This window comes from Acidovorax soli (assembly GCF_014207955.1).
GTDB lineage: Bacteria > Pseudomonadota > Gammaproteobacteria > Burkholderiales > Burkholderiaceae_C > Acidovorax > Acidovorax soli_A.
Genome location: NZ_JACHLK010000001.1, coordinates 797,594 through 819,701, shown reverse-complemented (window position 1 = coordinate 819,701; position 22,108 = coordinate 797,594). Strand labels below are relative to the sequence as shown.

The 22,108-nt window shown below is 67.7% G+C and carries 18 protein-coding genes; 3 read left to right on the top strand and 15 right to left on the bottom strand.

Going from position 1 to position 22,108, the window contains the following annotated elements:
• Positions 1-27: 27 nt before the first annotated feature.
• Positions 28-1,110, top strand: coding sequence for a PepSY domain-containing protein (locus HNP48_RS03745; RefSeq protein ID WP_184855483.1), 1,083 nt, complete (start codon positions 28-30; stop codon positions 1,108-1,110).
• A 197-nt stretch (positions 1,111-1,307) separates the two neighbouring features.
• Here the strand turns inward: HNP48_RS03745 and HNP48_RS03740 are convergent, their stop codons facing one another.
• From HNP48_RS03740 to def, 10 genes are all read right to left on the bottom strand, one after another.
• Positions 1,308-2,294 carry a succinylglutamate desuccinylase/aspartoacylase family protein gene (locus tag HNP48_RS03740; RefSeq protein WP_409362532.1) on the bottom strand — a complete coding sequence of 329 codons (987 nt, stop codon included), beginning with the start codon at positions 2,292-2,294 and terminating at the stop codon, positions 1,308-1,310.
• Between the two features lie 5 nt (positions 2,295-2,299).
• Entirely contained in the window at positions 2,300-3,298 is a 999-nt protein-coding gene (locus tag HNP48_RS03735; protein WP_184855481.1) for a tripartite tricarboxylate transporter substrate binding protein, read from the bottom strand.
• Positions 3,299-3,406: 108 nt separating this feature from the next.
• Positions 3,407-4,306 (bottom strand): LysR family transcriptional regulator, encoded by a 900-nt coding sequence (locus HNP48_RS03730; RefSeq protein WP_184855480.1) that lies wholly within the window; start codon positions 4,304-4,306, stop codon positions 3,407-3,409.
• Positions 4,307-4,351: 45 nt separating this feature from the next.
• Complete coding sequence (gene pyrF / locus HNP48_RS03725) at positions 4,352-5,176, bottom strand: orotidine-5'-phosphate decarboxylase (protein WP_184855479.1); 825 nt, start codon at positions 5,174-5,176, stop codon at positions 4,352-4,354.
• Between the two features lie 136 nt (positions 5,177-5,312).
• A complete protein-coding gene (locus HNP48_RS03720; protein WP_184855478.1) occupies positions 5,313-6,509 on the bottom strand; it encodes a phosphoglycerate kinase in 1,197 nt (398 codons plus the stop codon).
• Positions 6,510-6,581: 72 nt separating this feature from the next.
• The gene (locus tag HNP48_RS03715) at positions 6,582-6,917 is read right to left on the bottom strand and encodes an AzlD domain-containing protein (RefSeq protein WP_184855477.1); all 336 of its coding nucleotides are present in this window, start codon (positions 6,915-6,917) and stop codon (positions 6,582-6,584) included.
• Positions 6,914-7,747, bottom strand: coding sequence for an AzlC family ABC transporter permease (locus HNP48_RS03710; protein WP_184855476.1), 834 nt, complete (start codon positions 7,745-7,747; stop codon positions 6,914-6,916). The genes HNP48_RS03715 and HNP48_RS03710 overlap by 4 nt, the downstream gene beginning before the upstream one ends.
• Complete coding sequence (gene fmt, locus HNP48_RS03705) at positions 7,744-8,718, bottom strand: methionyl-tRNA formyltransferase (RefSeq protein ID WP_184855475.1); 975 nt, start codon at positions 8,716-8,718, stop codon at positions 7,744-7,746. The genes HNP48_RS03710 and fmt overlap by 4 nt, the downstream gene beginning before the upstream one ends.
• A gap of 23 nt (positions 8,719-8,741) precedes the next feature.
• Complete coding sequence (locus HNP48_RS03700; RefSeq protein ID WP_184855474.1) at positions 8,742-9,242, bottom strand: hypothetical protein; 501 nt, start codon at positions 9,240-9,242, stop codon at positions 8,742-8,744.
• Positions 9,242-9,748, bottom strand: a complete 507-nt coding sequence (gene def, locus HNP48_RS03695) for a peptide deformylase (protein ID WP_184855473.1) — start codon at positions 9,746-9,748, stop codon at positions 9,242-9,244. Before def ends, HNP48_RS03700 begins: the two co-directional genes overlap by 1 nt.
• Before the next feature lie 200 nt (positions 9,749-9,948).
• Here def and HNP48_RS03690 point away from each other — a divergent pair, with 200 nt between their 5' ends.
• Both HNP48_RS03690 and dprA read left to right on the top strand, forming a co-directional pair.
• Complete coding sequence (locus HNP48_RS03690) at positions 9,949-11,175, top strand: LysM peptidoglycan-binding domain-containing protein (RefSeq protein WP_184855472.1); 1,227 nt, start codon at positions 9,949-9,951, stop codon at positions 11,173-11,175.
• Positions 11,176-11,269: 94 nt separating this feature from the next.
• The gene (dprA, locus tag HNP48_RS03685; protein WP_184855682.1) at positions 11,270-12,448 is read left to right on the top strand and encodes a DNA-processing protein DprA; all 1,179 of its coding nucleotides are present in this window, start codon (positions 11,270-11,272) and stop codon (positions 12,446-12,448) included.
• 42 nt (positions 12,449-12,490) lie between these two features.
• On the opposite strand, the gene HNP48_RS03680 is transcribed toward dprA, so the two are convergent.
• The 5 genes from HNP48_RS03680 to HNP48_RS03660 all read right to left on the bottom strand — a co-directional run bounded on the left by HNP48_RS03680 (position 12,491) and on the right by HNP48_RS03660 (position 22,014).
• On the bottom strand, positions 12,491-14,881 hold the full coding sequence (locus tag HNP48_RS03680; RefSeq protein ID WP_184855471.1) for a DUF1631 family protein: 2,391 nt from the start codon (positions 14,879-14,881) through the stop codon (positions 12,491-12,493).
• Between the two features lie 17 nt (positions 14,882-14,898).
• Positions 14,899-15,852 carry a protein translocase subunit SecF gene (secF, locus tag HNP48_RS03675; RefSeq protein WP_184855470.1) on the bottom strand — a complete coding sequence of 318 codons (954 nt, stop codon included), beginning with the start codon at positions 15,850-15,852 and terminating at the stop codon, positions 14,899-14,901.
• Positions 15,853-15,864: 12 nt separating this feature from the next.
• On the bottom strand, positions 15,865-17,751 hold the full coding sequence (gene secD / locus HNP48_RS03670; protein ID WP_184855469.1) for a protein translocase subunit SecD: 1,887 nt from the start codon (positions 17,749-17,751) through the stop codon (positions 15,865-15,867).
• 83 nt (positions 17,752-17,834) lie between these two features.
• Positions 17,835-18,170 carry a preprotein translocase subunit YajC gene (gene yajC / locus HNP48_RS03665; protein ID WP_184855468.1) on the bottom strand — a complete coding sequence of 112 codons (336 nt, stop codon included), beginning with the start codon at positions 18,168-18,170 and terminating at the stop codon, positions 17,835-17,837.
• Between the two features lie 268 nt (positions 18,171-18,438).
• Positions 18,439-22,014, bottom strand: coding sequence for an indolepyruvate ferredoxin oxidoreductase family protein (locus tag HNP48_RS03660; RefSeq protein ID WP_184855467.1), 3,576 nt, complete (start codon positions 22,012-22,014; stop codon positions 18,439-18,441).
• Positions 22,015-22,108: the final 94 nt, after the last annotated feature.

The window sequence follows — 22,108 nt, the reverse complement described above, 5'->3', positions numbered from 1 at the left end:
TGCGGTCGACCCAGAGCGCTCGCTGACATGCAGCGGCTGCGCCACCTCTGGCTGCGCATACACCGCTGGACCGCGCTCAGCCTGGGCTGGGTGCTGATCCTGTCGGGCCTGACCGGGGCCGTGCTGGTGGTGGCCCAGCCGCTGGACCGCTGGCTGCACCCGGAGCTGTTCCATGCCCGGACGCAGGCCAGCGCGGGTGCATCCGATGCAGCCCTGCAAGGGGTGCTGCAGACGCTGAAGACCGAGTGGCCCAAGGGCAGCTTCACGATGCGGCCAGCCCGCGAACCCGGTGAAAGCCTGTGGGTGCTGGTCAACGGCCCCTGGCGCGGCACCGTCTACTTCGACCCGGCCACCGGCCTGGAGCAAGGCCGCCGTGGCGAGACCGAGGGCTTCGTCAACGCCCTGTTCAAGCTGCACAGCTCGCTGTGGTGGCAGGACACGGGCAAGGCCATCCTGGCCTGGGTGGCGCTGGGCTACCTCTTTTTGCTCGCCACCGGGCTCATCCTCTGGTGGCCGCGGCGCTGGCCGCCGTCCTGGCGCATCGTGCTGGACAAGGGCCTGCTGCGCGCCTTCTTCGACCTGCACCGGGTGGGCGGGGCGGCCCTGGGGCTGCTGATCGCGGTGTCGGTGGCCAGCGGGGCCTGGATGGCCTGGCGGCCGCTGGGCGGCTTCGTCACCACGCTCAGCGGGGCCGCGCCCACCAAGGCCCCCACGCTGCCCAAGGGCTCCGCATCGGCCCCCGCATTGCCGCTCGACACCCTGGTGGCGCAGGCACAGGCGCAGTTTCCTCAGGCGCCCATCGGCTATGTGCAGGTGCCTGCACAGGCCGACCGGCCGCTGCGCGTGCGCATGCGGCTCGCGGACGACCCCCACCCGAATGGGCTGACGTCCGTGTGGCTGCACCCGGCCACGGGCGAGGTGCTGGCCGCGCACCGCTGGAACGAACTGGACCCTGGGGCCCGCGCCACGGCGGTCATCTACCCGCTGCACACGGGCGTGCTCGGTGGCGTGGCGCTGGAGGCAGCCGTCGCCTTCGGCGGGCTGGTCCTGGCGGCCATGGGCATCACGGGCGTCTGGCTCTGGTGGAAGCGCCGACGCCCATCGAAGTAACACCCCCTGAGGCGCTTCGCGCCTTCACCCCTCTCTCGACTCGCTGCGCGAGTCGGGAGGGGGACGCCCCCGGTGCACGCAAGCGAAGCGCCGCCTACGCGGCTTGGCGGCCCTTGCACGGGGGCACTGGCTTTGGCCGCGCCGGTTTCACGCGCCACGGGTGATGTAGCCTAGCGCCGGGAATAGCCAAAGTCGGCTCAAAGCGGCCGGCGCGTGGCGTAGCGCACCACGGTGACGCCGGCACGCGCCTGGCGCACCGAGGGCATCACGAGCACGCAGTCATCGTATGGCGTAGTGACGGGCACGCCATCGTTGTCACCAATCACCATACCGGCCTTCTCGATCACCTCCAGGCCCGTGTACGGCGCCACGAAGCGGAAGGCGCTGCTGGTAGCCACCACCGGCCCGGTGACTTCCAGCGCCCACTGGCGCGGTGCATCGGGCAGACGCCAACCGGGCAGCTGCTGCGCCAGCGCATCGGCACCGAGCACGCCCGACTGTTCGAGGAAGCGCACGCACTGGTCCTGCGCCACGGCACGGCTGGCCGGGTCGCCATGGAAACCGCACTCGATGAGCAGGGAGCGGGTGTCTCCCCCCTCTGCATCGCCCAGGCCGAAGCGCCCGTAGTCGCGCATGCGCACGCCGTCCTTGTGGCCCGCATCGACCACGATGTGCTCGGGCGAGCGCATGGCGCGCGCCAGCTGCAGATTGCGCGGTTGCACGCCCGTGAGCAGCAGCGGGGCCGAGGGCTCGTGCATGGAGTGGATGTCGAGCAACCAGTCGGCCTGGGCCACAAAGGGGCGCAATGCAGCAGCGCGCCGACGCTCATTGGTGTCGCCCGCGTCCATGCGCTCGTCGAGCCACTGGCGGTTCAGGTCCTCGTCGGTGAAGCGCGAGGCATCGTGGCTTTGCGGGTCGAAGCGGTCGAAGGCCGTGAGGTTGCAAAAAGCCAATGTGAGCTTGCCGCGCACGGGGCGCAGCCCGGCCTCCAACAAGCCCTTGAGCGCCCAGGCGCCACACAGCTCGTTGCCATGCACCAGGGCACTGAGCATCACGTGGCGGCCGGGCACGCCCGAATCGAAGTGCCAGACGCCTTCGGTACCGGTGTTGCCGTCGCGCCAGGCGCTGATGTCGGGCGCGGGCAGTTCGAAGACCAGGGGCTGGGAGGTGATCTCTGCAGTCATGCCGCTCATTCCTCGATCTTGGCGAACTCGACGATCTTCTTGTACTTGGCCACTTCGGCCGCCAGGTACTGGTCCATGTTCACCGTGGTCGCCGCCACGGTGGAGCCGCTGGCCTCCATCTTCTTGCGGAAGTCGGGCGATTGCAGCGTGTCGTTGAGCGCCTTCTTGATCTTGTCGAACACCGGCTTGGGCAGGTTGGCCGGGCCCAGCAGCGCAAACCACACACCGATGTCCACGTTCTTGAACTGGGGCGATTCGGCCAGTGCGGGGATGTCGGGCGTGGTGAACGAGCGCTTGGCCTCGGTGGTGCCCAGCGCGACGACCTTGCCGCTCTTGATGTGGGGCAGGCCGCTGGAGAGTACGAACACGCCGAATTCGAGGTTGTTGCCCAAGAGGTCGTTGGTCAACGGCGCCACGCCGCGGTAGGGGATGTGGGTCATGAACAGCTTGCCCTGCTCCTTGACCATTTCACCTGCCAGGTGCAGCGAGGTGCCCACGCCCGAGCTGCCGTAGCTGTACTTGCCAGGGTTCTTGGCGACCTTCTGCGTGAACTCGGCCAGGTTCTTCACGCCCGCGCCGGGCGATGCCACCAGCACCAGGGGCTGCGAGGCGACGAGGCCGATGGCCGTGAAATCCTTGACGTCGTACTTGACCTTCTTGGTCACGAGCTTGTTGATCGCGATCTCGTTGCTGGCGCCCACGAGCAGGGTGTAGCCGTCGGGTGCGGCACTGGCCACCTTCTGGGCGCCGATGGCGCCACCGGCCCCTCCGATGTTCTCGATCACGACGGGCACGCCCAGCTTGTTGCCCAGCTCCTGCGCCACGGCACGGCCCGTGAGGTCGGTGCTGCCGCCCGGTGGGTAGCCCACGACGATGGTGATGGGCTTGGAGGGGTAGGCATCCTGCGCCAGGGCGGGGGTGCTGGCAAAGCAGGCGGCGAGGGCGCTCAGCAGGGCGGCGCGGCGCGCGAAACGGGCGGGGGTTTTCACAATGGAACTCCTCATCGGGTGGGGACTGGGCTTGGTATGTAAGCCATTGTGAGAAAGCAGGCCAGCCCTGGCGGTGCTGAAATGGCACCAGAATGTGCCGTTTTGGTTGACCTCGCGGGTGTCTCAGCGCTGCGCGAACGCCTGCCAAAAGGCCTCGGCCAGGGGCGTCAGCCGGCGCTTGGGGCGGTACAGGCGCACATCGAAGCGCACCTCCATGCGCGCATCGCCCGCGGGTGCCAGGCGCTGCGCCTTGCAGTCGGCATGCACCAGCGACCAGGGCAGCCAGGCAGCGCCCACGCCGCGCAAGGCGTATTCGTACAGGGCATCGGGCGAATCGCACTCGACCACGCGCTGCAGCCGCGGCGCATGGGGGTGGTTGGCCAGGTGGTCTTCGACCAGCCGGCCCAGCGCGAGCTGGGGCGCGTAGGCCAGGTAGGCTGTCGTCGCCGGGCCTTCGGAGCCGAGGCGGTGCTGGGGCTGGCCCTCGGTGGCAGCGCGTGATACGGGCACCAGGCGGTCGCTGGCCACGGTCACATGGCTGAACTGCCGGGCATCAAGCCGCACGGCCAGTGCGGTATGGTGGTAGACCAGCGAGAAATCGGCCTCGCCGCGTTCGAGCTGGGCCACGGTCTCGGCCAGGGAGCCGGTGCGTATGCACAGCTCGCTGGCATGCAGCGCGCGCGGCAACCGCACCAGCCAGTCGGCCAGCAGGGTGCGGGCCAGGGTGCGGCCCGTGACGATGGTCACGGTGCGCGCGGTGCGCCCGGCCATGCTCTGCAGCTCCTCGTGCGACTGGGCCAGGCTGTGCGCCATCTGGCCGGCAGTCTCCAGAAAGCGCTTGCCCGCCGGCGTGAGCGTCACTGGGCCGCCACCCTTTTCCACCAACGGGGTGCCGGCCCATTCCTCCAACGCCCGGATGCGCCGCCCGAAGGCCGGGTGGGTGACATGCCGCAACTCGGCCGCGCGCGTGAAGCTGCGCTCCTGCGCAAGCACGATGAAATCCTCCAGCCACTTCAGTTGCATCCGGGATCCTTGCGGCGATGGGGAGCGCGCCTTCGCGCGCAGGCGTCAGGGCCGGGCGGCTTCCAGCACGGCCCGGGTGCGCTCGGCTTCGGTGCGCGCAGCGCTGGCGAAATCTTCGCCGCCCGAGGCATAGAGGATGGAGCGCGAGGAGTTCACGATGATGGGCCCGCCTTCGCGCAGGCCGGCGCGCACGGTGGCCACGGCATCACCGCCCTGGGCGCCGACGCCCGGGATCAGGAGGGGCAAGGTGGGAGCGATGCCGCGCACGCGCTCGATCTCCTGCGGGTAGGTGGCCCCCACCACCAGGCCGAGCTGGCCGTTGCGGTTCCAGGGGCCCTGGGCCAGGCGTGCCACATGCTCGTACAGCAGGGGTTCGCCTTCGACGCTGGACAGGCGCTGGATCTGCAGGTCGTCCCCGCCCGGGTTGGAGGTGCGGCACAGCAGAAAGGCGCCTTTGCCGTGGTAGGCCAGGTAGGGCGCGATGGAGTCGAAGCCCATGAAGGGCGAAAGCGTGACGGCATCGGCGCCATAGCGCTCGAAGGCTTCCTTGGCGTACTGCTCGGCCGTGGAGCCGATGTCGCCGCGCTTGGCGTCCAGGATCACGGGCACATGCGGCGCGTTGGCCCGCATGTGCTGCATCAGCCGCTCCAGCTGGTCTTCGGCGCCATGGGCGGCAAAGTACGCGATCTGCGGCTTGAAGGAACAGGCCAGGTCGGCCGTGGCATCGACGATGGCGGCACAGAAATCGTAGATCTTGCGCGCATCGCCCTTGAGCGCTGCAGGAAAACGGGTGGGCTCGGGGTCCAGGCCCACGCACAGCATGGAGTTGTTCTGTGCGGACGCGTCGCGCAGCATGTCGAGAAAAGTCATGGGACCCGATTTTAGGCGGCCCGCGGCGGGAAAGCCCTGCGCGGGTCGCAGCGGCCCGCTACGAAGACCACTGCAGGCACAAAAAAAGGCCATCGCAACGGCCTTGATTCAGGAGGTGGAAATGTAACCAAAATGGTTAATTTGCAACTGCGCGTTTTTCCAATATCTCGAAGGCCGGCAGGGTTTTGCCTTCCAGCACTTCCAGAAACGCACCGCCGCCCGTGGAGATATAGCCCACCTGTTTTTCGATGCCGTATTTGGCGATGGCCGCCAGAGTATCTCCGCCGCCAGCGATGCTGAATGCCGGCGATTCGGCGATGGCCGCGGCAATCTCGCGCGTGCCATTTTCAAACGCGGCGAACTCGAACACGCCGACCGGTCCGTTCCAGACGATGGAGCCAGCCGATTTGAGCTTGGCCGCCAGCTGCGCAGCCGTCTTGGGGCCGATGTCCAGGATCATGTCGTCGGCGCCCACGTCGGCTGCGGCCTTGGTGGTGGCGGGGGCATCGGCGGCGAAGGCCGTGGCCGTCACCACGTCGGTGGGGATCGGCACCTCGGCACCACGGGCCTTCATGGCGTCCATCACGGCGCGTGCCTCGCCCACCAGGTCGGGCTCGGCCAGGCTCTTGCCGATGGGCAGGCCAGCGGCGAGCATGAAGGTATTGGCAATGCCGCCGCCCACGATGAGCTGGTCGACCTTGTCGGCCAGACTCTTCAGGATGGTGAGCTTGCTCGACACCTTGGAGCCGGCGACGATGGCCACCAGCGGCCGCTGGGGCTGGGCCAGGGCCTTGGTCAGCGCGTCGATCTCGGCCGAGAGCAGCGGACCGGCGCAGGCGACGGGCGCGAACTGGGCGATGCCGTAGGTTGTGCCCTCGGCGCGGTGGGCGGTGCCGAAGGCATCGTTCACGAAGATGTCGCACAGCGCGGCCATCTTGCGCGCCAGCTCTTCCTTGTTCTTCTTCTCGCCCACGTTGAGGCGGCAGTTCTCCAGCAGCACGATCTGGCCCGGCGCCACGCTCACGCCATCAACCCAGTTGGAGACCAGGGGCACTTCGCGGCCCAGCAGCTCGCCCAGGCGCGCAGCCACGGGGGCCAGGGTGTCCTCGGGCTTGAACTCACCCTCGGTGGGGCGGCCCAGGTGGCTGGTGACCATCACGGCGGCGCCGGCGTCCAGGGCCATCTGGATGCAGGGGATGGAGGCACGGATGCGCGTGTCTTCGGTGATGGCGCCACTGTCATCCTGTGGCACGTTCAGGTCGGCACGGATGAAGACGCGCTGGCCTTGGGCCTTGCCCTGGGCACACAGATCGGAAAAGCGGAGGATGTTCATGGGGGCAGGGTTCCTGGATGGGCACTGAAGCCCGCCATTTTAAAGGGGGCTGCCGCCGCCCCCTCTGGATGCCTACCAGCCCCAGCCGATGTGCAGCGGCAGGTACACGGCCATGCCCACCACGATGGTGCCCAGGATGCCACGCTTCCAAAAATAGTAAGCGCTCGCCAGAATCGCAGCGGGCAGGCGCGCATCCTTGAAGGTGTCGAGCAGTTCGCCCTGGGTCATGAGGATCTCGGGTGCGATCACGGCCGTGAGCGCGGCCAGCGGCGCGTACTTGAGGCCGCGCTTGAGCCAGTCGGGCAGGGGCAGCTCGCGCTCGGGGATCATGAAGAAGGAGCGCGACACCACGGTGATCACGGCCAGCCCCAGGATGGCGATGGCGGTAAATATCCAGTGGCCGCTCATGGGTGGCGCTCCTCGCGCAGGGGAACCACGTCGCCGTCCTTCATGTGCTGGCGCTCCTCGGGGGGCATCACGCTGTCGGCCGGCACCAGCAGCATTTCGGGGTGGCGGCCCTTGCGCCGGCGGTCCATGGCCTCCATCAGCAGGCCGGCGGCCACCGCCGCCGCGATGGCCACCAGGATGTTGAGCTTGAGCGGCAGCGCGAACGCAGCCACGGCCGCCGTGGCCGCCACGCCCGTGGCCAGCCAGGTGGCACGGTCGAACAGCAGCGACAGCAGCACGCCGAGCAGGGCCAGCACACCCGCGAAACCCAGGCCCCAGGACAGGGGCACGGCATTGGCCAGCAGGATGCCGGCGATGGAGGGCACCTGCCAGGCGATCCAGTTGGTGGTGGCCGCCCCCCAGAAATAGGGCACCTGTTCGGGCCGGGGCTTGGGGTCGGGGAAGCGGTTCATGAACGAGACATAGATCACATCACCGCTGAAATAGCCGATGGCCAGGCGCTCGCGCAGCGGCCGGTGGGCAAAATAGCTGCGCCACATGCTGCTGAAGATCACGAAGCGCAGGTTCACGCAGGCGGCCGTGAGCCAGATCACCCACAGCGGGGCGCCCACGGTGAGCAGCGGGATCACTGCCAGTTGTGCACTGCCGGCATAGACCACCAGCGACATCAGCAGGGCCAGGGGCACGGACATGCCGCTCTTGACCATGGCCACGCCGGTCACCAGGCCCCAGGCACCAATGCCCAGGGAGGTACCGGCCATGTCCTTGGCGGCCAGCCGGAAATGCGGGTCGCGGACGGTGCGGGAGATGCGCGCGGCCAGTGCGCTCATGGCGCACCGCCGCCCAGCACGGCCCCGGCGCCCAGGTCGTCGAAACCGCGCAGGAAGTCGGCGGCCGCCAGGCGCTTGCCCCCGGCACGCTGCAGGGCGGTCAGGCGCAGCCGCCCCGTGCCGCAGGCCACGGTGACACCCGAACCGTCGGCGGCGAGGACCTGCCCGGGCCGGGTCCCGGCCGGGGCATCCCCGGCCTCGGGCACGCCAGCCCACAGCTTGATGGTTTCCTCGCCCAGGCGCGTGCTCGCGCCGGGGAAGGGATCGAAGGCCCGGATGCGCTGGGCGATGGCCTGTGCCGGCAGCGACCAGTCGACGGCGCTCTCGGCCTTCTCGATCTTGTGCGCATAGGTCACGCCCTCAGCGGGCTGCACCACGGGAGACAGGCCGCCACAGGCCGCCATCTCCAGGGCTTCCACGACCATGCGGCCGCCCAGGTCGGCCAGCCGATCGTGCAGGCTGGCGGTGGTGTCGGCGGCCGTGATGGCCGTGCGCTCGGTGAGCAGCATGTCGCCCGTGTCCAGGCCGGCATCCATCTGCATGATGGTGACGCCGGTCTCGGCATCACCGGCCTCGATGGCGCGGTGGATGGGGGCCGCACCGCGCCAGCGCGGCAGCAGGCTGGCATGGATGTTCAGGCAACCCAGGCGCGGCAGATCCAGCACCCACTGGGGCAGGATGAGGCCATAGGCAGCCACCACCATGGCATCGGCCCGGGCCGCCAGCAGGGCCTCACGGGCGGCGGCGGCATCCTCGGGGTACTTGCCATCCAGGCGCAGGCTGCGCGGCTGGGCCACGGCAATGCCATGGTCCAGGGCGCACTGCTTGACAGGCGAGGCCTGCAGTTTCATGCCGCGGCCGGCAGGGCGGTCGGGCTGGGTCAGGACCAGGGGGACGGTGAAGCCGGCCTTCAGCAAGCGCGCGAGGGCCACGCGGGCGAACTCGGGCGTGCCGGCAAAGATGACGTTCATGGGATTTTCTGCAACAAGGACGATCAGTCGCGTCCTTTGTCGGTGTTGGGGATGTCGTCGGTGAAGCCGATGCGGCGGACCACGCCGGCAGAATCCAGGTGCACGTGGGCAAAACGCGGGTCGGAGCCCTGCTTGAAGCGGTAGGTCCAGATGTCACCGTCCCAGCGGGCCACCCGCTCCACGCGCAGCGGCGGACCGAAGGTGCGCAGCAGGTCGGCCACGGCCCACCGCTCTGGCGGAATGCTCTCCAGCCGGGTCTGCGTCAGGACTTGCTCGGAGCGCTCCAGGCGGCCGGCCGCATCGAAATCGAGGTTGTAGACCTCGGTGCCGGCGGGCAACTGGGAGTACAGCAGCCGCTCACCCTGGGGCAGGGGGTGAACGGAGGTGGGCTGGCCTAGCCGCGCCAGCACCTGGGCGCGCGGTGTACCCAGCGGCTCACGCGAAGGCACGGCACAGGCCGACAACGCTGCCAGCAGGGCCAGCACAGCGGCACCACGCAACACGCGGGGCGCCACCACGGCCATCAGCGGTTCTCCCGCTGCTGCTTGACCATCTTGGTCTTGATGCGGTTGCGCTTGAGCGGAGACAGGTATTCGACAAAGACCTTGCCCATCAGGTGGTCCATCTCGTGCTGGATGCAGACCGCCAGCAGGCCTTCGGCCTCGATGGTGCGCGACTGGCCCTCGCCATCGAGCGCCTTCACATGCACGGCGTCGTGGCGCTCGACCCCGTCGTAGATGCCGGGCACCGACAGGCAGCCCTCGTCGTTGACGTGCTTTTCGGCGCTGGCCCAGACGATTTCGGGGTTGATCAGCACCATGGGTTCGTTGCGCCCCTCGGAGACGTCGATCACGATCAGGCGCTCATGCACGTCCACCTGGGTGGCTGCCAGGCCGATGCCGTTGGCGTCGTACATGGTGGCCAGCATGTCGGAGACCAGGGTCTTCAGGCGCGCATCCACGGCCTCGACCGGCCGGGCGATCTTGTGGAGCCGGGGGTCCGGGTAACAGAGAATGGGGAGAATTGCCATGGAATCGGGTAATAGATGTCGCTATTTTCGCCACTTTTGCCCCAAGCTGCAGATACTCAACTCAATAATCGTTGCCGAATCAAGGGCTTGAGCAGAGAATCTAAGAAGGTTTGTAACGTATTCGTCCGGCTGCTTGCATGTGCAACACAGTTCGGACGCCAGTGAGGGGGCGTTTCACAATGCATCAGAAAAGGAACCACATGACGGCATTCACCAGCGCGCGGCGAACCGCCCTGGGCGCCCTGACCGTGGCCGCAGGCGCTTTGCTCGTCGCACCGGCCCAGGCGCAAAATCACCCCATTTCCGGCCAGCAACGCGCCACGGCGCAGGACGTGTCGCAGCGCGGCATTCCCGTGGCCGACCTGGCACCCAACGCTCCCGATGTCTACGTGGTCAAGCGCGGCGACACGCTGTGGGGCATCTCCGGCCTGTACCTCAAGAGCGCCTGGCGCTGGCCCGAACTGTGGGGCATGAACATGCAGGCCCTGCCCAACCCGCACCTGATCTACCCCGGCCAGACGCTGTACCTGGACAAGGACGGCGGCTATGCGCGCCTGCGCACCACGGCTCCGGGCACGTCCGCCTCGTCCGGCACAGTCCGCGTCTCGCCCAGCACGCGCAGCGACAGCCTGTCCAGCACGGCCCTGCCGACGCTCAAGCCGCATCTGATCGAGCCCTTCCTCGTGGAGCCTGTGGTGGTGGATGCCAGCGTGCTCCAGCGCGCACCGCGCGTGATCGCCACCCAGGAGGAGCGTGTGCTCATGGCCAGCGGCGACCGCGCCTATGTGCGCGGTGACGCAGCCACCCCTCTCACAATGGATCCGGGCGAGCCGCGCCAGTTCCGCGTGTTCCGCGACGCCGTGGCCCTCAAGGATCCGCAGACGGGCGAGATCCTGGGCTACGAGGCCCAGTACCTGGGCAAGGCCGAGCTGGTGCGCGGCGAAAGCTTCGAGAAGTCCTCCGACGGCAAGGGCGGCATCCGCACCGACTACGTGCCCGCCACTGTGGACCTGAGCGGCAGCAAGGAAGAAATCCGGGCCGGCGACCGGCTGCTGCCCGCGCCCGCACGCGAGTTCATCAGCTACGTGCCCCGCGCGCCCCGTGAGGGCACCGAGGCCCGCGTGGTTTCCATCTATGGCAGCTCGGCTGCCGGCGCTTCGGCCGGTTCGGCCGGCCAGAACCAGGTGGTCGCCATCAACCTGGGCACCCGCAATGGCATCGAGGCCGGCCACGTGATGCGCCTGATGACCAAGGGCGACGTGATCAAGGACAAGACCGATCCCAAGCTCCCCATGATCAAGCTGCCCAGCGAGAGCAACGGCCTGGCCATGGTGTTCCGCACCTTCGACCGCGTTTCCTACGCGCTGATCCTGGAGATCCGCACCGGCGTGCGCGTGGGCGACCGGCTGGTCAGCCCGCAAGAGTAAATCGCCGGCGCAGCCGCCCTGCAGCAGGCATCGAGCTCCGCCTGCAGGGAAATGCGCCTGGCTTGTGAAGCCACCGGGCCACGACGCCATGCCCATGGAACACGACGAGTTGCAGGCCTGGCTCAGGCTGACGCTGTCGCGCGGTGTGGGCAATGCTGCTGCGCGCCTGCTGCTGGCCCGGTTCGGCCTGCCGCAAGCCATCTTCGAGCAATCGGAAGCAGCCCTGCTGGAGTGCGTGACCCCGGCCCAGGCCAAGGCCTTGCGCACACTCCCCCCCACCCTGGCGGACCTGGTGGAAACCACCTGGGAATGGCTCCAGGATGCGCCCGAGCCCGGTACCGCAGCCCGGACGCTGCTCACCCTGGGCGATGCCGGCTATCCGCGCACCCTGCTGAACACCGATGATCCACCGCTGCTGCTGTACCTGATGGGCCCTGCAGCCCGCCTGGCGTCCGAGCACCCCCTGGGCGAACGGCCTTGCCTGGCCGTGGTGGGCAGCCGCAATCCGACGGCCCAGGGCGCGGAACACGCCCTGCAGTTCGCCAAGTCCCTGCACGCGGCCGGTCTCACCATCGTCTCGGGCCTGGCGCTGGGCGTGGACGCCGCGGCCCACGAGGGCGCCTTGGAAAGCGCCGGTCTGGACGAAGACCACCCGGCGACGATTGCGGTGGTGGGCACCGGCCTGGACCGGGTCTACCCGGCCGCCAACCGGGCGCTGGCCCACCGCATTGCCCGGCAGGGGCTGCTGGTGAGCGAGTACCCGCTGGGCACGCCACCGCTGGCCCCCAACTTTCCCAAACGCAACCGCATCATCTCGGGGCTTTCGCAGGGCACGCTGGTGGTCGAGGCCGCCCTGGCCTCGGGCTCGCTGATCACCGCGCGGCTGGCGGCCGAGCAGGGCCGCGAGGTGTTCGCCATCCCGGGTTCCATCCACTCGCCCCAGTCCCGGGGGTGCCATGCCCTGATCCGCCAGGGTGCCAAGCTCGTGGAGTCTGCCCAGGACGTGCTGGAGGAGCTGCGCTTGCCCGGGACCACAACCACCGCCCAGGCAGCGGGCGCAACAGGTGGCGCGCAAGGCCTGGGCCGCGGGCATGCGCGGCAGGACAGCCCCTTGCTGCAGGCCCTGGGGTTCGACCCCATGGGCCTGGATGCGCTGCTGGCCCGAACCGGCATGGATGCAGCCAGCCTGCAGGTCCAGCTGCTGGAACTCGAACTCTCAGGGAATGTGGCCCGCCTGCCCGGCGGGCTGTTCCAGCGCATGGGTGCAGCTTAGCCACCGGCGCGCCAAGGCAGCCTTGCGAAGGCCGCCAGCCCATCAGCCCAGCAAGCGCTCCGGATTGGCGTCCAGCTTGGCCAGCGCATCGCGCGTGGCGCGCGTGGTGATGCCTTCCTCGTCCTGGGCCACCAACAGGCCCGCCTGCAGGTAGGCCGCCAGGCGCCGCAGCTGGATCAGGTAGCTGCTGCCGTCCACCGCGGCGAACAGGTGCAGCTGCTTGCGCTGGCTCTGCCAGGCGTACTGCACCTGCGCCGATGCGCCATTGTGGTCCAGCGTGTACCAGGTACCGGGCTTGAGCTCCTGGGCCCAGACGACCATGCCTTCGTCCACCGGTGCGCCGTTGTCGGCCACCACGTGGATCGACGAGGCGTCGATGCCCAGCATCATCTCGATGTTGTCGGCATTGAGCGGCATGTCACCCAGGGTCGCATCGTTGATGAAGTCCTCGAGGTTGGCCAGGCGCTTGGCCATGGCCTCGATGTGGGCCTGCGGAATCGATGCCGTCTTGGACAGGAAGGCATCGGCCAGCGTGTCGGTGAGCGTCTTGATCAGGGCGTCCTGCGGGGCATCATGGATGCCCATCAGTGCCAAGCCCTGGCGCAGGCGCTGCAGCAGGCCCGGCAGGTTCTGGATGACCTGCGCGCGGTCACTGCGGTTGGGCTTGGCACTGGCGGCCCAGACCAGGTCGGCCGCCGTGCGCTTCAAGGTGATGGTGTCGGCATGCTGGGCGCCATCGCGCACGGCCGACAGGGCCAGCACCTCGGCCCAGGTCTTGAACAGGAACTCGCGGATCTCGTCGCGCACCGGCATGTCCTTGAGCATGGTGCGCAGCTCGATGGTGTACTGGATGGCCAGGGTTTCCTTCTGCTCGACCTGCTGCGCCACGCTGACCAGGCGCGAAGTGGCCTGCTTCTCGGTGAGGAACTTGGACAAAAACTTCTCGAACTCGTCGTAGACCAGCTGGAACACGCGGCGGCCGGTCTCCGGGTACTGCTCGATCACCTGCACCACGCGGCGGATCTCGGCCTCCAGCGCGCTGCCGTTGATGCTGGTGGAGTCGAAGCCCATCACGCAGGCGCCCATGCGGTCGATCAACTGGCGCGCGGGGTGGTCCAGGTTGCTGAAGAACTCGGGCTCGGCCAGCGCCACACGCAGCACCGGCACCTGCAGGCGCGCAAACCACACGCGCACGGCCGGCGGAATCCGGTCTTCGGCCAGGATGCTCTGGAACATCAGGGCCACCACCTCGATGATGGCTTTTTCACCCGCGGTGGAGGCCTTGTTCTTGAATTCGGTGGAGCGCTCGCGCACGGCCCCCGCCACCTGCACCACGGCGGCCGGGCTGTAGTCTTCCATGAGCGTGGCGATGCCACTGTAATAGGTGTCGGCCTGCACACGCTGGGCCGACAGCGCATGCGCCAATGCCGCCGAAGCCGGCGGGGCCTTGATCATGTCGTAGCCCGTCGCCGGCTGGGTGAGCAGGCGCCGCAGCTGCCCCATGACGCCCTGTGCGCGCTGGCGCGCACGGATCAGCGGCGTCATGCCCGTGGCAAAGCCCATGCCGCCCGGGGGCATGGGATAACCCGGCCCCTGGGGCATGCGCTGCCCCTGCATGTGGGGGCCTGGTTGCATCTGCTGCGGGTACATGCCCGCGGGGGCGCCGCCCTGTCGGCCAGCGGCCACCATCGCTTCGCGCGACTGGGCCAGGGCCTGCGATGCCAGCCCGCCCGGACCGGTGTCGCCGCCGCCCGGTGCGCCACCGCCTCCCGCTCCGGTGCGCCGCACGCGCGAGCGCAGGTCGGAGGACACGGCCACGCCCTGCTCGACATAGAAGGCGTTGGTGGCCTGGTACTGCTTTTGCAGCACATTCGCCAGTTCGCGCTGCAGGGGGTCCACGACGGTGAGCAGGTCGGTGCGCGGCAGGCCCGCCTCCACCCACTGCTGCACCAGCAGCAGGCAGATGGTTTCGGGGCGCAGGATGTCGCTGCTGTCGATCTCCTGCCCTTCGAGCATCTGGGTGCGCTGGCGCAGTGCGTCGAATTGCTGGCCGGCCTGCTCGGCCATGGTCAGCGCCATGCGCGAAGCGACGATCTTGTTTTCCACCACGTCGTCGCTGAGCAGCTCGAACGACAGGTTGTTGCCGCCGGCCGCAGACAGACCCGAACGCGCGCTGGTGTGGGGCGCCAGTGCCTCCTGCCAGGCGTTGCTGGTGGCCGACACCCATTTGGCATGGTGCTGCTGGTAGAGCATCCAGGTGTCGCGGCGCGACTGCATCTCGCGCGCGGTTCCGGTCTGTGCGATCAGCACCCCCAGGAAGTCGGCGACGGTCTTGTCCACCTCCACCAGCCCTGCGCAGAGCCCCTCAACGAACCGCTGGCGCGCCAGGCGTGCCAGGCGGCGCTGCGGTGAGGGGGCAGGGGAGTTTTGCATGCGCCAATATTAGCGGTTCAGACGGTGGCCCCGGCGTTGGGATCGTTGGGATCGCCGTCCTTTTTGGTGTTGGTCTTGATCAGGTCTTCACGCTTGACGCCCAGCCACATGGCAATCGCCGCAGCCACGAACACCGACGAGTAGATACCAAACAGGATACCAATGGTCAGCGCGAGTGCAAAATAATGCAAACTCGGGCCGCCGAAGAAGAACATCGACAGCACCATGGCCTCGGTGGAAGCGTGGGTGATGATGGTCCGGCTCATGGTGCTGGTGATGGCGTGGTCGATCACCTCGTGCGTCGTCATCTTGCGGTACTTGCGGAAGGCCTCGCGGATCCGGTCGAAGATAACGACCGACTCGTTGACCGAATAGCCCAGCACGGCCAGCACGGCCGCCAGCACCGACAGCGAGAACTCCCACTGGAAGAAGGCGAAGAAGCCCAGGATGATCACCACGTCGTGCAGGTTGGCGATGATGGCCGCCACGCCGAACTTCCACTCGAAGCGGAAGGCCAGGTAGATCACGATGCCCAGCACCACCATGCCCAGGGCCATCAGGCCGCCGTGCACCAGCTCCTCGCCCACCTGCGGCCCGACGAACTCGGTGCGGCGCAAGGTGACCTCGGGGTCTGCCGCCTTCAGCGCAGTGAGCACCCGCTCGCTTTGTTGGGCAGAAGTGACATCCTTCTGCACCGGCAGGCGGATCATCACGTCGCGCGCGGAACCGAAGGTCTGCACCTGCACGTCGGGGTAGCCCAGTGCAGCCACCGTCTCGCGCACCTTGGAGAGCTCGGCCGGCTGGACATAGGCCACTTCCATGACCGTGCCACCCGTGAACTCCACCGACAGGTGCAGCCCGCGCGTGAGCAGGAAGAACACGGCCAGCGCGAAGGTCAGGAAGGAAATCGCGTTGAAGATCAACGCGTGCTTCATGAAGGGGATGTCTTTTTTGATTCTGAAAAATTCCATGGCCACTGCCCCTTAGTTCGTCTTGGCCACCGAGGTGCCGTCGGCATCAGGTTTCCAGACCTGGCCGATCGACACGCTCTTGAGCTTCTTCTGGCGCCCGTACCACAGGTTCACCAGGCCGCGCGAGAAGAACACGGCCGAGAACATGCTGGTCAGGATGCCGATGCAGTGCACCACGGCAAAGCCGCGCACCGGGCCGGAGCCGAAGGCGAGCAGCGCCAGGCCGGCGATCAGCGTGGTCACGTTGGAGTCCAGGATGGTCGCCCAGGCGCGCTCGTAACCCGCATGGATGGCCGCCTGCGGTGACAGGCCGGCGCGCAGTTCCTCGCGGATGCGTTCGTTGATCAGCACGTTGGAGTCGATGGCCACGCCAATGGCCAGGGCCATGGCGGCAATGCCGGGCAGCGTGAGCGTGGCCTGCAGCATGGACAGGATGGCCATCAGCAGCAGCACGTTGACGGCCAGCGCCACGCTGGAGAACACGCCGAACAGCATGTAGTAGAAGCACATGAAGGCCGCAATGGCCACCAGGCCCCAGACCACGCTGTGGATGCCGCGCTCGATGTTGTCGGCGCCCAGGCTCGGGCCGATGGTGTATTCCTCGATGATCTCCATGGGCGCCGCCAGCGAGCCTGCGCGCAGCAGCAGCGCCGTGTCGTTGGCCTCGGCCGTGGTCATGCGGCCCGAGATCTGCACCCGGCCGCCGCCGATTTCGCTGCGGATCACAGGCGCCGTGACCACCTCGCCCTTGCCCTTTTCAAAGAGCACGATGGCCATGCGCTTGTTGATGTTCTCGCGCGTGACGTCGCGGAAGATGCGCGATCCCTTGGCGTCCAGCGTGAGGTTCACGGTGGGCTCCTGGGTCTGGCCGTCGAAGCCGGGCTGGGCGTCGGTCAGGTTCTCGCCGGTCAGGATGACCTGCTTCTTGACCACGATGGACTGGCCGCTGCGATCGGGGTAGCGCTCGGAGCCGAACGGCACCGGGCCGCGGCCCGATTCGGCCGCGCGGGCCTCGGTGCCCTCGTCGACCATGCGCACTTCCAGCGTGGCCGTGCGGCCCAGGATGTCCTTGGCCTTGGCCGTGTCCTGCACACCCGGCAACTGCACCACGATGCGGTCCAGGCCCTGTTGCTGGATCACCGGCTCGGCCACACCCAGTTCGTTGATGCGGTTGTGCAGCGTGACCATGTTCTGCTTGAGCGCCTGCTCCTGCACGCGGCGCGTGGCCTCGGGCTTGATGGTGGCGCGCAGCTTGAACTCGCTGCCGTCGGGCACGCTGGTGGCCACCAGGTCGGGGAACTGGTCGCTCACCAGGTTGCGGGCGGCTGTGAGCGTGGCCTCGTCGCGCAGGCGCACTTCGACGGCCTGGCCATCGCGGCTGATGCCGCCATGGCGGATGTTCTTGTCGCGCAGCAGGGTGCGCAGGTCGCCGGCATAGGACTCGGCCTTCTTGGTCAGCGCGGCCTGCATGTCCACCTGCAGCATGAAGTGCACGCCACCGCGCAGGTCCAGGCCCAGGTACATGGGCATGGCATGGATCGAGGTCAGCCACTTGGGCGACAGCGAGAACATGTTGAGCGCCACCACATAGGAGGCATCGGCCTCATTGGGAACCAGGACCTTCTGGATCGCGTCCTTGGCCTTGCCCTGGGTGTCCACCGAGTCGAGCTGGGCCCGCACCGAATTGCCCTCCAGGCTCACGGAAACGGGCGTGATGCTGGCGGCCTTGAGCGCCTCTTCCACCCGCTGCAGGACAGCGGTGTCCACTTTCACGGAGGATTTGACGGCAGACACCTGCACCGCAGGGGCCTCGCCAAAGAAATTGGGCAGGGTGTACAGGGTCCCCACCAGCAGCACGATCACCAGGATCGCGTACTTCCACACCGGATATCGGTTCATGATCGCGCTCTTGCCTCTTGGAAAGCTTCAGAGGGCGCCGGCCTTGCACCGGGCGCCCTGGACACACGGGGCTCTCTCGGGCCTTACTTGGCCGTGCCCTTGGGCAGGACCTGGACCACGGCGCTGCGCTGCAGCTGCACTTCCACGCCGCTGGCGATCTCGATGTGCAGGAAGCCTTCGGACAGGCGCGTGACCTTGCCCACGATGCCGCCGGCCGTGGCCACCTCATCGCCCTTGGCGATGGCGTCGATCATGGCGCGGTGTTCCTTCTGGCGCTTCATCTGGGGGCGGATCATGACGAAATACAGCACCACGAACATGAGCACCAGGGGCAGCATGCCGGTGAGCGAGGACATCATGTCGCCACCGCCCGCAGCGGCGGCGGGAGCGGTCTGGGCAAAAGCAGAAGAAATAAACACGGACGGAACTCCACAACGGATGGTCAAAACACACTGAAAACCGCCTGCAGACAGCGCCTGCGCGCTCACCGGGCGGAACAGGACATTGTATGCGGGCCCCCGCCACGCCCCCAAGGGGTATGACCCAAGGTGGCAGCGGGTGTTTGTTGTCCTCCACAGAATGCCGACTCTGGCAAGCCTGCAAAGGATCAATTGCTACACTCCTGATAGCAAAAAAGCCCACGCAAGCGCGGGCTCTCCCTGCAAGGTGCGGCCAGGCCGCCGGACTTCAAGCGGCCTGGCGCTCGGTCCGCACCGCACCGCCCCGGCGCCATTGGGCCATCAGGCCCTCCCACTTGGGACGGGCCGCCGCCAGGTGGCGCTCCTTCACATGACCGTAGCCGCGGATCTCTTCGGGAATGCGGGCAATCTCCACGGCCAGCGCCAGGTTGTCGGCGGTGAGGCCCTGCAGCAGCTCGTCGATGCAGGCGCGGTACTCCACGATCAGCGCGCGCTCCATGCGGCGCTCTTCGGTGCGGCCGAAGGGGTCGAAGGCCGTGCCACGCAGGCCCTTGAGCTTGGCCAGCACACTGAAGGCGCTGCGCATCCAGGGGCCAAAGGGTTGCTTGACCAGTTCACCGCGCTCGTTCTTCTTGGCCGTCATGGGCGGGGCCAGGTGGTGCACCAGCTTGTAGTCGCCTTCGAACATGTTCGCGATCTTGTCCGTGAAGGCCTTGTCGGTGTGCAGGCGTGCCACCTCGTACTCGTCCTTGTAGGCCATGAGCTTGAACAGGTAGCGGGCCACGGCCTCCGACAGGCGCGTCGTGGTCCCCAGTTGGCCTTCGGCAGCGCGCACCTTTTCGACAAAGGCCGTGTACTCGGCGGAATAGGCGGCGTTCTGGTAGTCCGTGAGGAAGTCCACGCGCTTGGACAGCATCTCCGTGATCGATGGTTTCTTGACGAACTCGATCACCTGCGCCGCCTGGAACAGCGACTGCACGGCCTTCACGTCGTGGGCACAGCGGCGGCCCCATTCGAAGGCCGCCTTGTTGTTGTCCACCTGCACGCCATTGAGCTCCATGGCGCGCATCAGCGAAGCGTAGGTCAGCGGCACGCGGCCCTTTTGCCAGGCATAGCCCAGCATCAGCGGGTTGGTGTAGATGCTGTCGCCCAGCAGCTGGGTGGCGACCTGCTCGGCATCGAAGCTGCCCACGCCACCGGCCCCGACCGCCGCCGCAATGGCGCTGTCGCAGTTGGCGCCGGGGAACTGCCAGTTGGGGTTGGTCACGAAGGCCGCCGTGGGCGTACCATGGGTATTGAGCGCCACGAAGGTGCGGCCCGGCTGCATCACGGCCAGCGTGTACTTGTGCGCCGCGACGATGGAATCGCAGCCGATCACCAGGTCCGCCTTGGCGGTGTCGACCTTGGTGGTGTAGATGGCCTCGGGCCGGTTGGCGATCTGGATGTGGCTCCAGGTGGCGCCGCCCTTCTGGGCCAGGCCGCCGGCGTCCTGGGTGATGACGCCCTTGCCGTCCAGGTGGGCTGCCATGCCCAGCAGCGAGCCGATGGTGATCACGCCTGTGCCGCCCACGCCGCCGACCACGATGCCCCAGGCCGCCTCGGCCACGGGCAGCACGGGATCGGGGATGGCCGGCAGACTGGCCAGGTCGCCCTTCTTTTCCTTCTTGGGCTTCTTGAGCTTGCCGCCTTCCACCGTGACGAAGCTCGGGCAGAAACCGTTGACGCAGGAGTAGTCCTTGTTGCACGTGCTCTGGTTGATGCGGCGCTTGCGGCCGAACTCCGTCTCCACCGGCTCCACGCTCAGGCAGTTGGACTTGGTCGAGCAATCGCCGCAGCCCTCGCACACCAGGTCGTTGATGACCACGGTCTTGTCGGGCGTGGCCAGGGTGCCGCGCTTCCTGCGGCGGCGTTTTTCGGTGGCGCAGGTCTGGTCGTAGATGATGACCGTGCAGCCCTTGATCTCGCGGAACTGGCGCTGCAGCGCGTCGAGTTCATCGCGGTGGTGCACCGTCACGCCCTCGGCCAGCGCCACGCCGTCGTACTTCTGCGGCTCGTCGGTGACGATGATGAGCTTGACCACGCCCTCCGACTTCAGGCTGTTCATGATCTGCAGCACCGAGTGGCCTTCGGGCCGCTCACCCACCTGTTGGCCGCCGGTCATGGCCACGGCGTCGTTGTAGAGCACCTTGTAGGTGATGTTGGTGCCCGCCGCGATGCTCTGGCGGATGGCCAGCAGCCCGCTGTGGAAGTAGGTGCCGTCGCCCAGGTTGGCAAACACGTGCTGGTCGGTGGTGAACGGTGCCTGGCCCACCCAGGTCACGCCCTCGCCGCCCATCTGCGTGAAGGTGGAGGTGTTGCGGTCGGGCATCCAGTTGGCCATGTAGTGGCAGCCGATGCCGGCCACGGCGCGCGAGCCCTCGGGCACGCGGGTGCTGGTGTTGTGCGGGCAGCCGCTGCAGAACCAGGGCGCACGCTCACCCGTGTCCACCTTGAGCTCGGCCATGCCGCGCTCGCTGGCTTCGATGACGGCAATGCGCGCGTCCATGCGGGCGATGATGTCGTCCGAGACCCCCAGCTTCTTGAGCCGCTTGGCGATCGCCTTGGCAATGATGGCCGGGGTCAGGTCGGCCTTGGCGCGCAGCAGCCAGTTCTGGCTGGGGTTGGGCATGGACCACTCGCCGCCCGTCGCATCGCCCTCGGGCTCGTCGAACTTGCCCAGCACATTCGGGCGCACGTCGGCGCGCCAGTTGTAGAGCTCTTCCTTGAGCTGGTATTCGATGACCTGGCGCTTTTCCTCGACCACGAGGATCTCCTGCAGCCCTTGCGCGAAGTCGCGCGTGATGGTCGCTTCGAGCGGCCACACCACGTTCACCTTGTGCACGCGGATACCGAGCTGGCGGCAGGTGGCGTCATCGAGGCCCAGGTCCACCAGGGCCTGGCGCGTGTCGTTGTAGGCCTTGCCGCTGGCGATGATGCCGAAGCGGTCGTTCGGGCCTTCGACCACGTTGTAGTTGAGCTTGTTGGCGCGGATGTACGCCAGGGCCGCGTACCACTTGTAGTCCATGAGGCGCGCTTCCTGCTCCAGCGGCGCATCGGGCCAGCGGATGTGCAGGCCGCCGGGCGGCATCACGAAGTCCTCGGGCATCACGATCTTCACACGGTCGGGGTCCACCAAGATGCTGCTGGAGGACTCCACCACCTCCTGGATGGTCTTCATGCCCGACCACACGCCCGAGAAGCGGCTCATGGCGAAGGCGTGCAGGCCCATGTCCAGGATTTCCTGCACGCTGCTCGGGAAGAACACCGGCGTGCCGCAGGCCTTGAAGATGTGGTCGCTCTGGTGCGCGGCCGTGCTGCTCTTGCTGATGTGGTCGTCGCCCGCGATGGCGATCACGCCACCATGCTTGGCGGTGCCTGCCATGTTGGCGTGCTTGAACACGTCCGAGCAACGGTCCACACCCGGGCCCTTGCCGTACCAGATGCCGAAAACGCCATCGAACTTCTTGGACTGGGGGTACAGGTCGAGCTGCTGCGTGCCCCAGACGGCCGTGGCGCCGAGCTCCTCGTTCACCCCGGGCTGGAAGACGATGTTGTTGGCCGCCAGGTGCTTCTTGGCCGCCCACAGGGCCTGGTCGTAGGTGCCCAGAGGCGAACCACGGTAGCCGCTGATGAAGCCGGCGGTGTTGAGCCCTGCCACGGCATCGCGCTGGCGCTGCAGCATGGGCAGGCGAACCAGGGCCTGCACCCCGCTCATGAAGGCCCGCCCACTGTCTAAAGAGTACTTATCGTCCAGCGTGACGGTCTCGAGGGCCTTGCGGATGTGCTCGGGCAGCGGGGCATTCATGGCTATGTCTCCAATGGCTTTTGTGGGGTGCGCCTCTTGTGGAAGCTGTGGTTCATGGCCGCGCCTCCCGTTTAGGGCGGCACCTCCAGTGTGG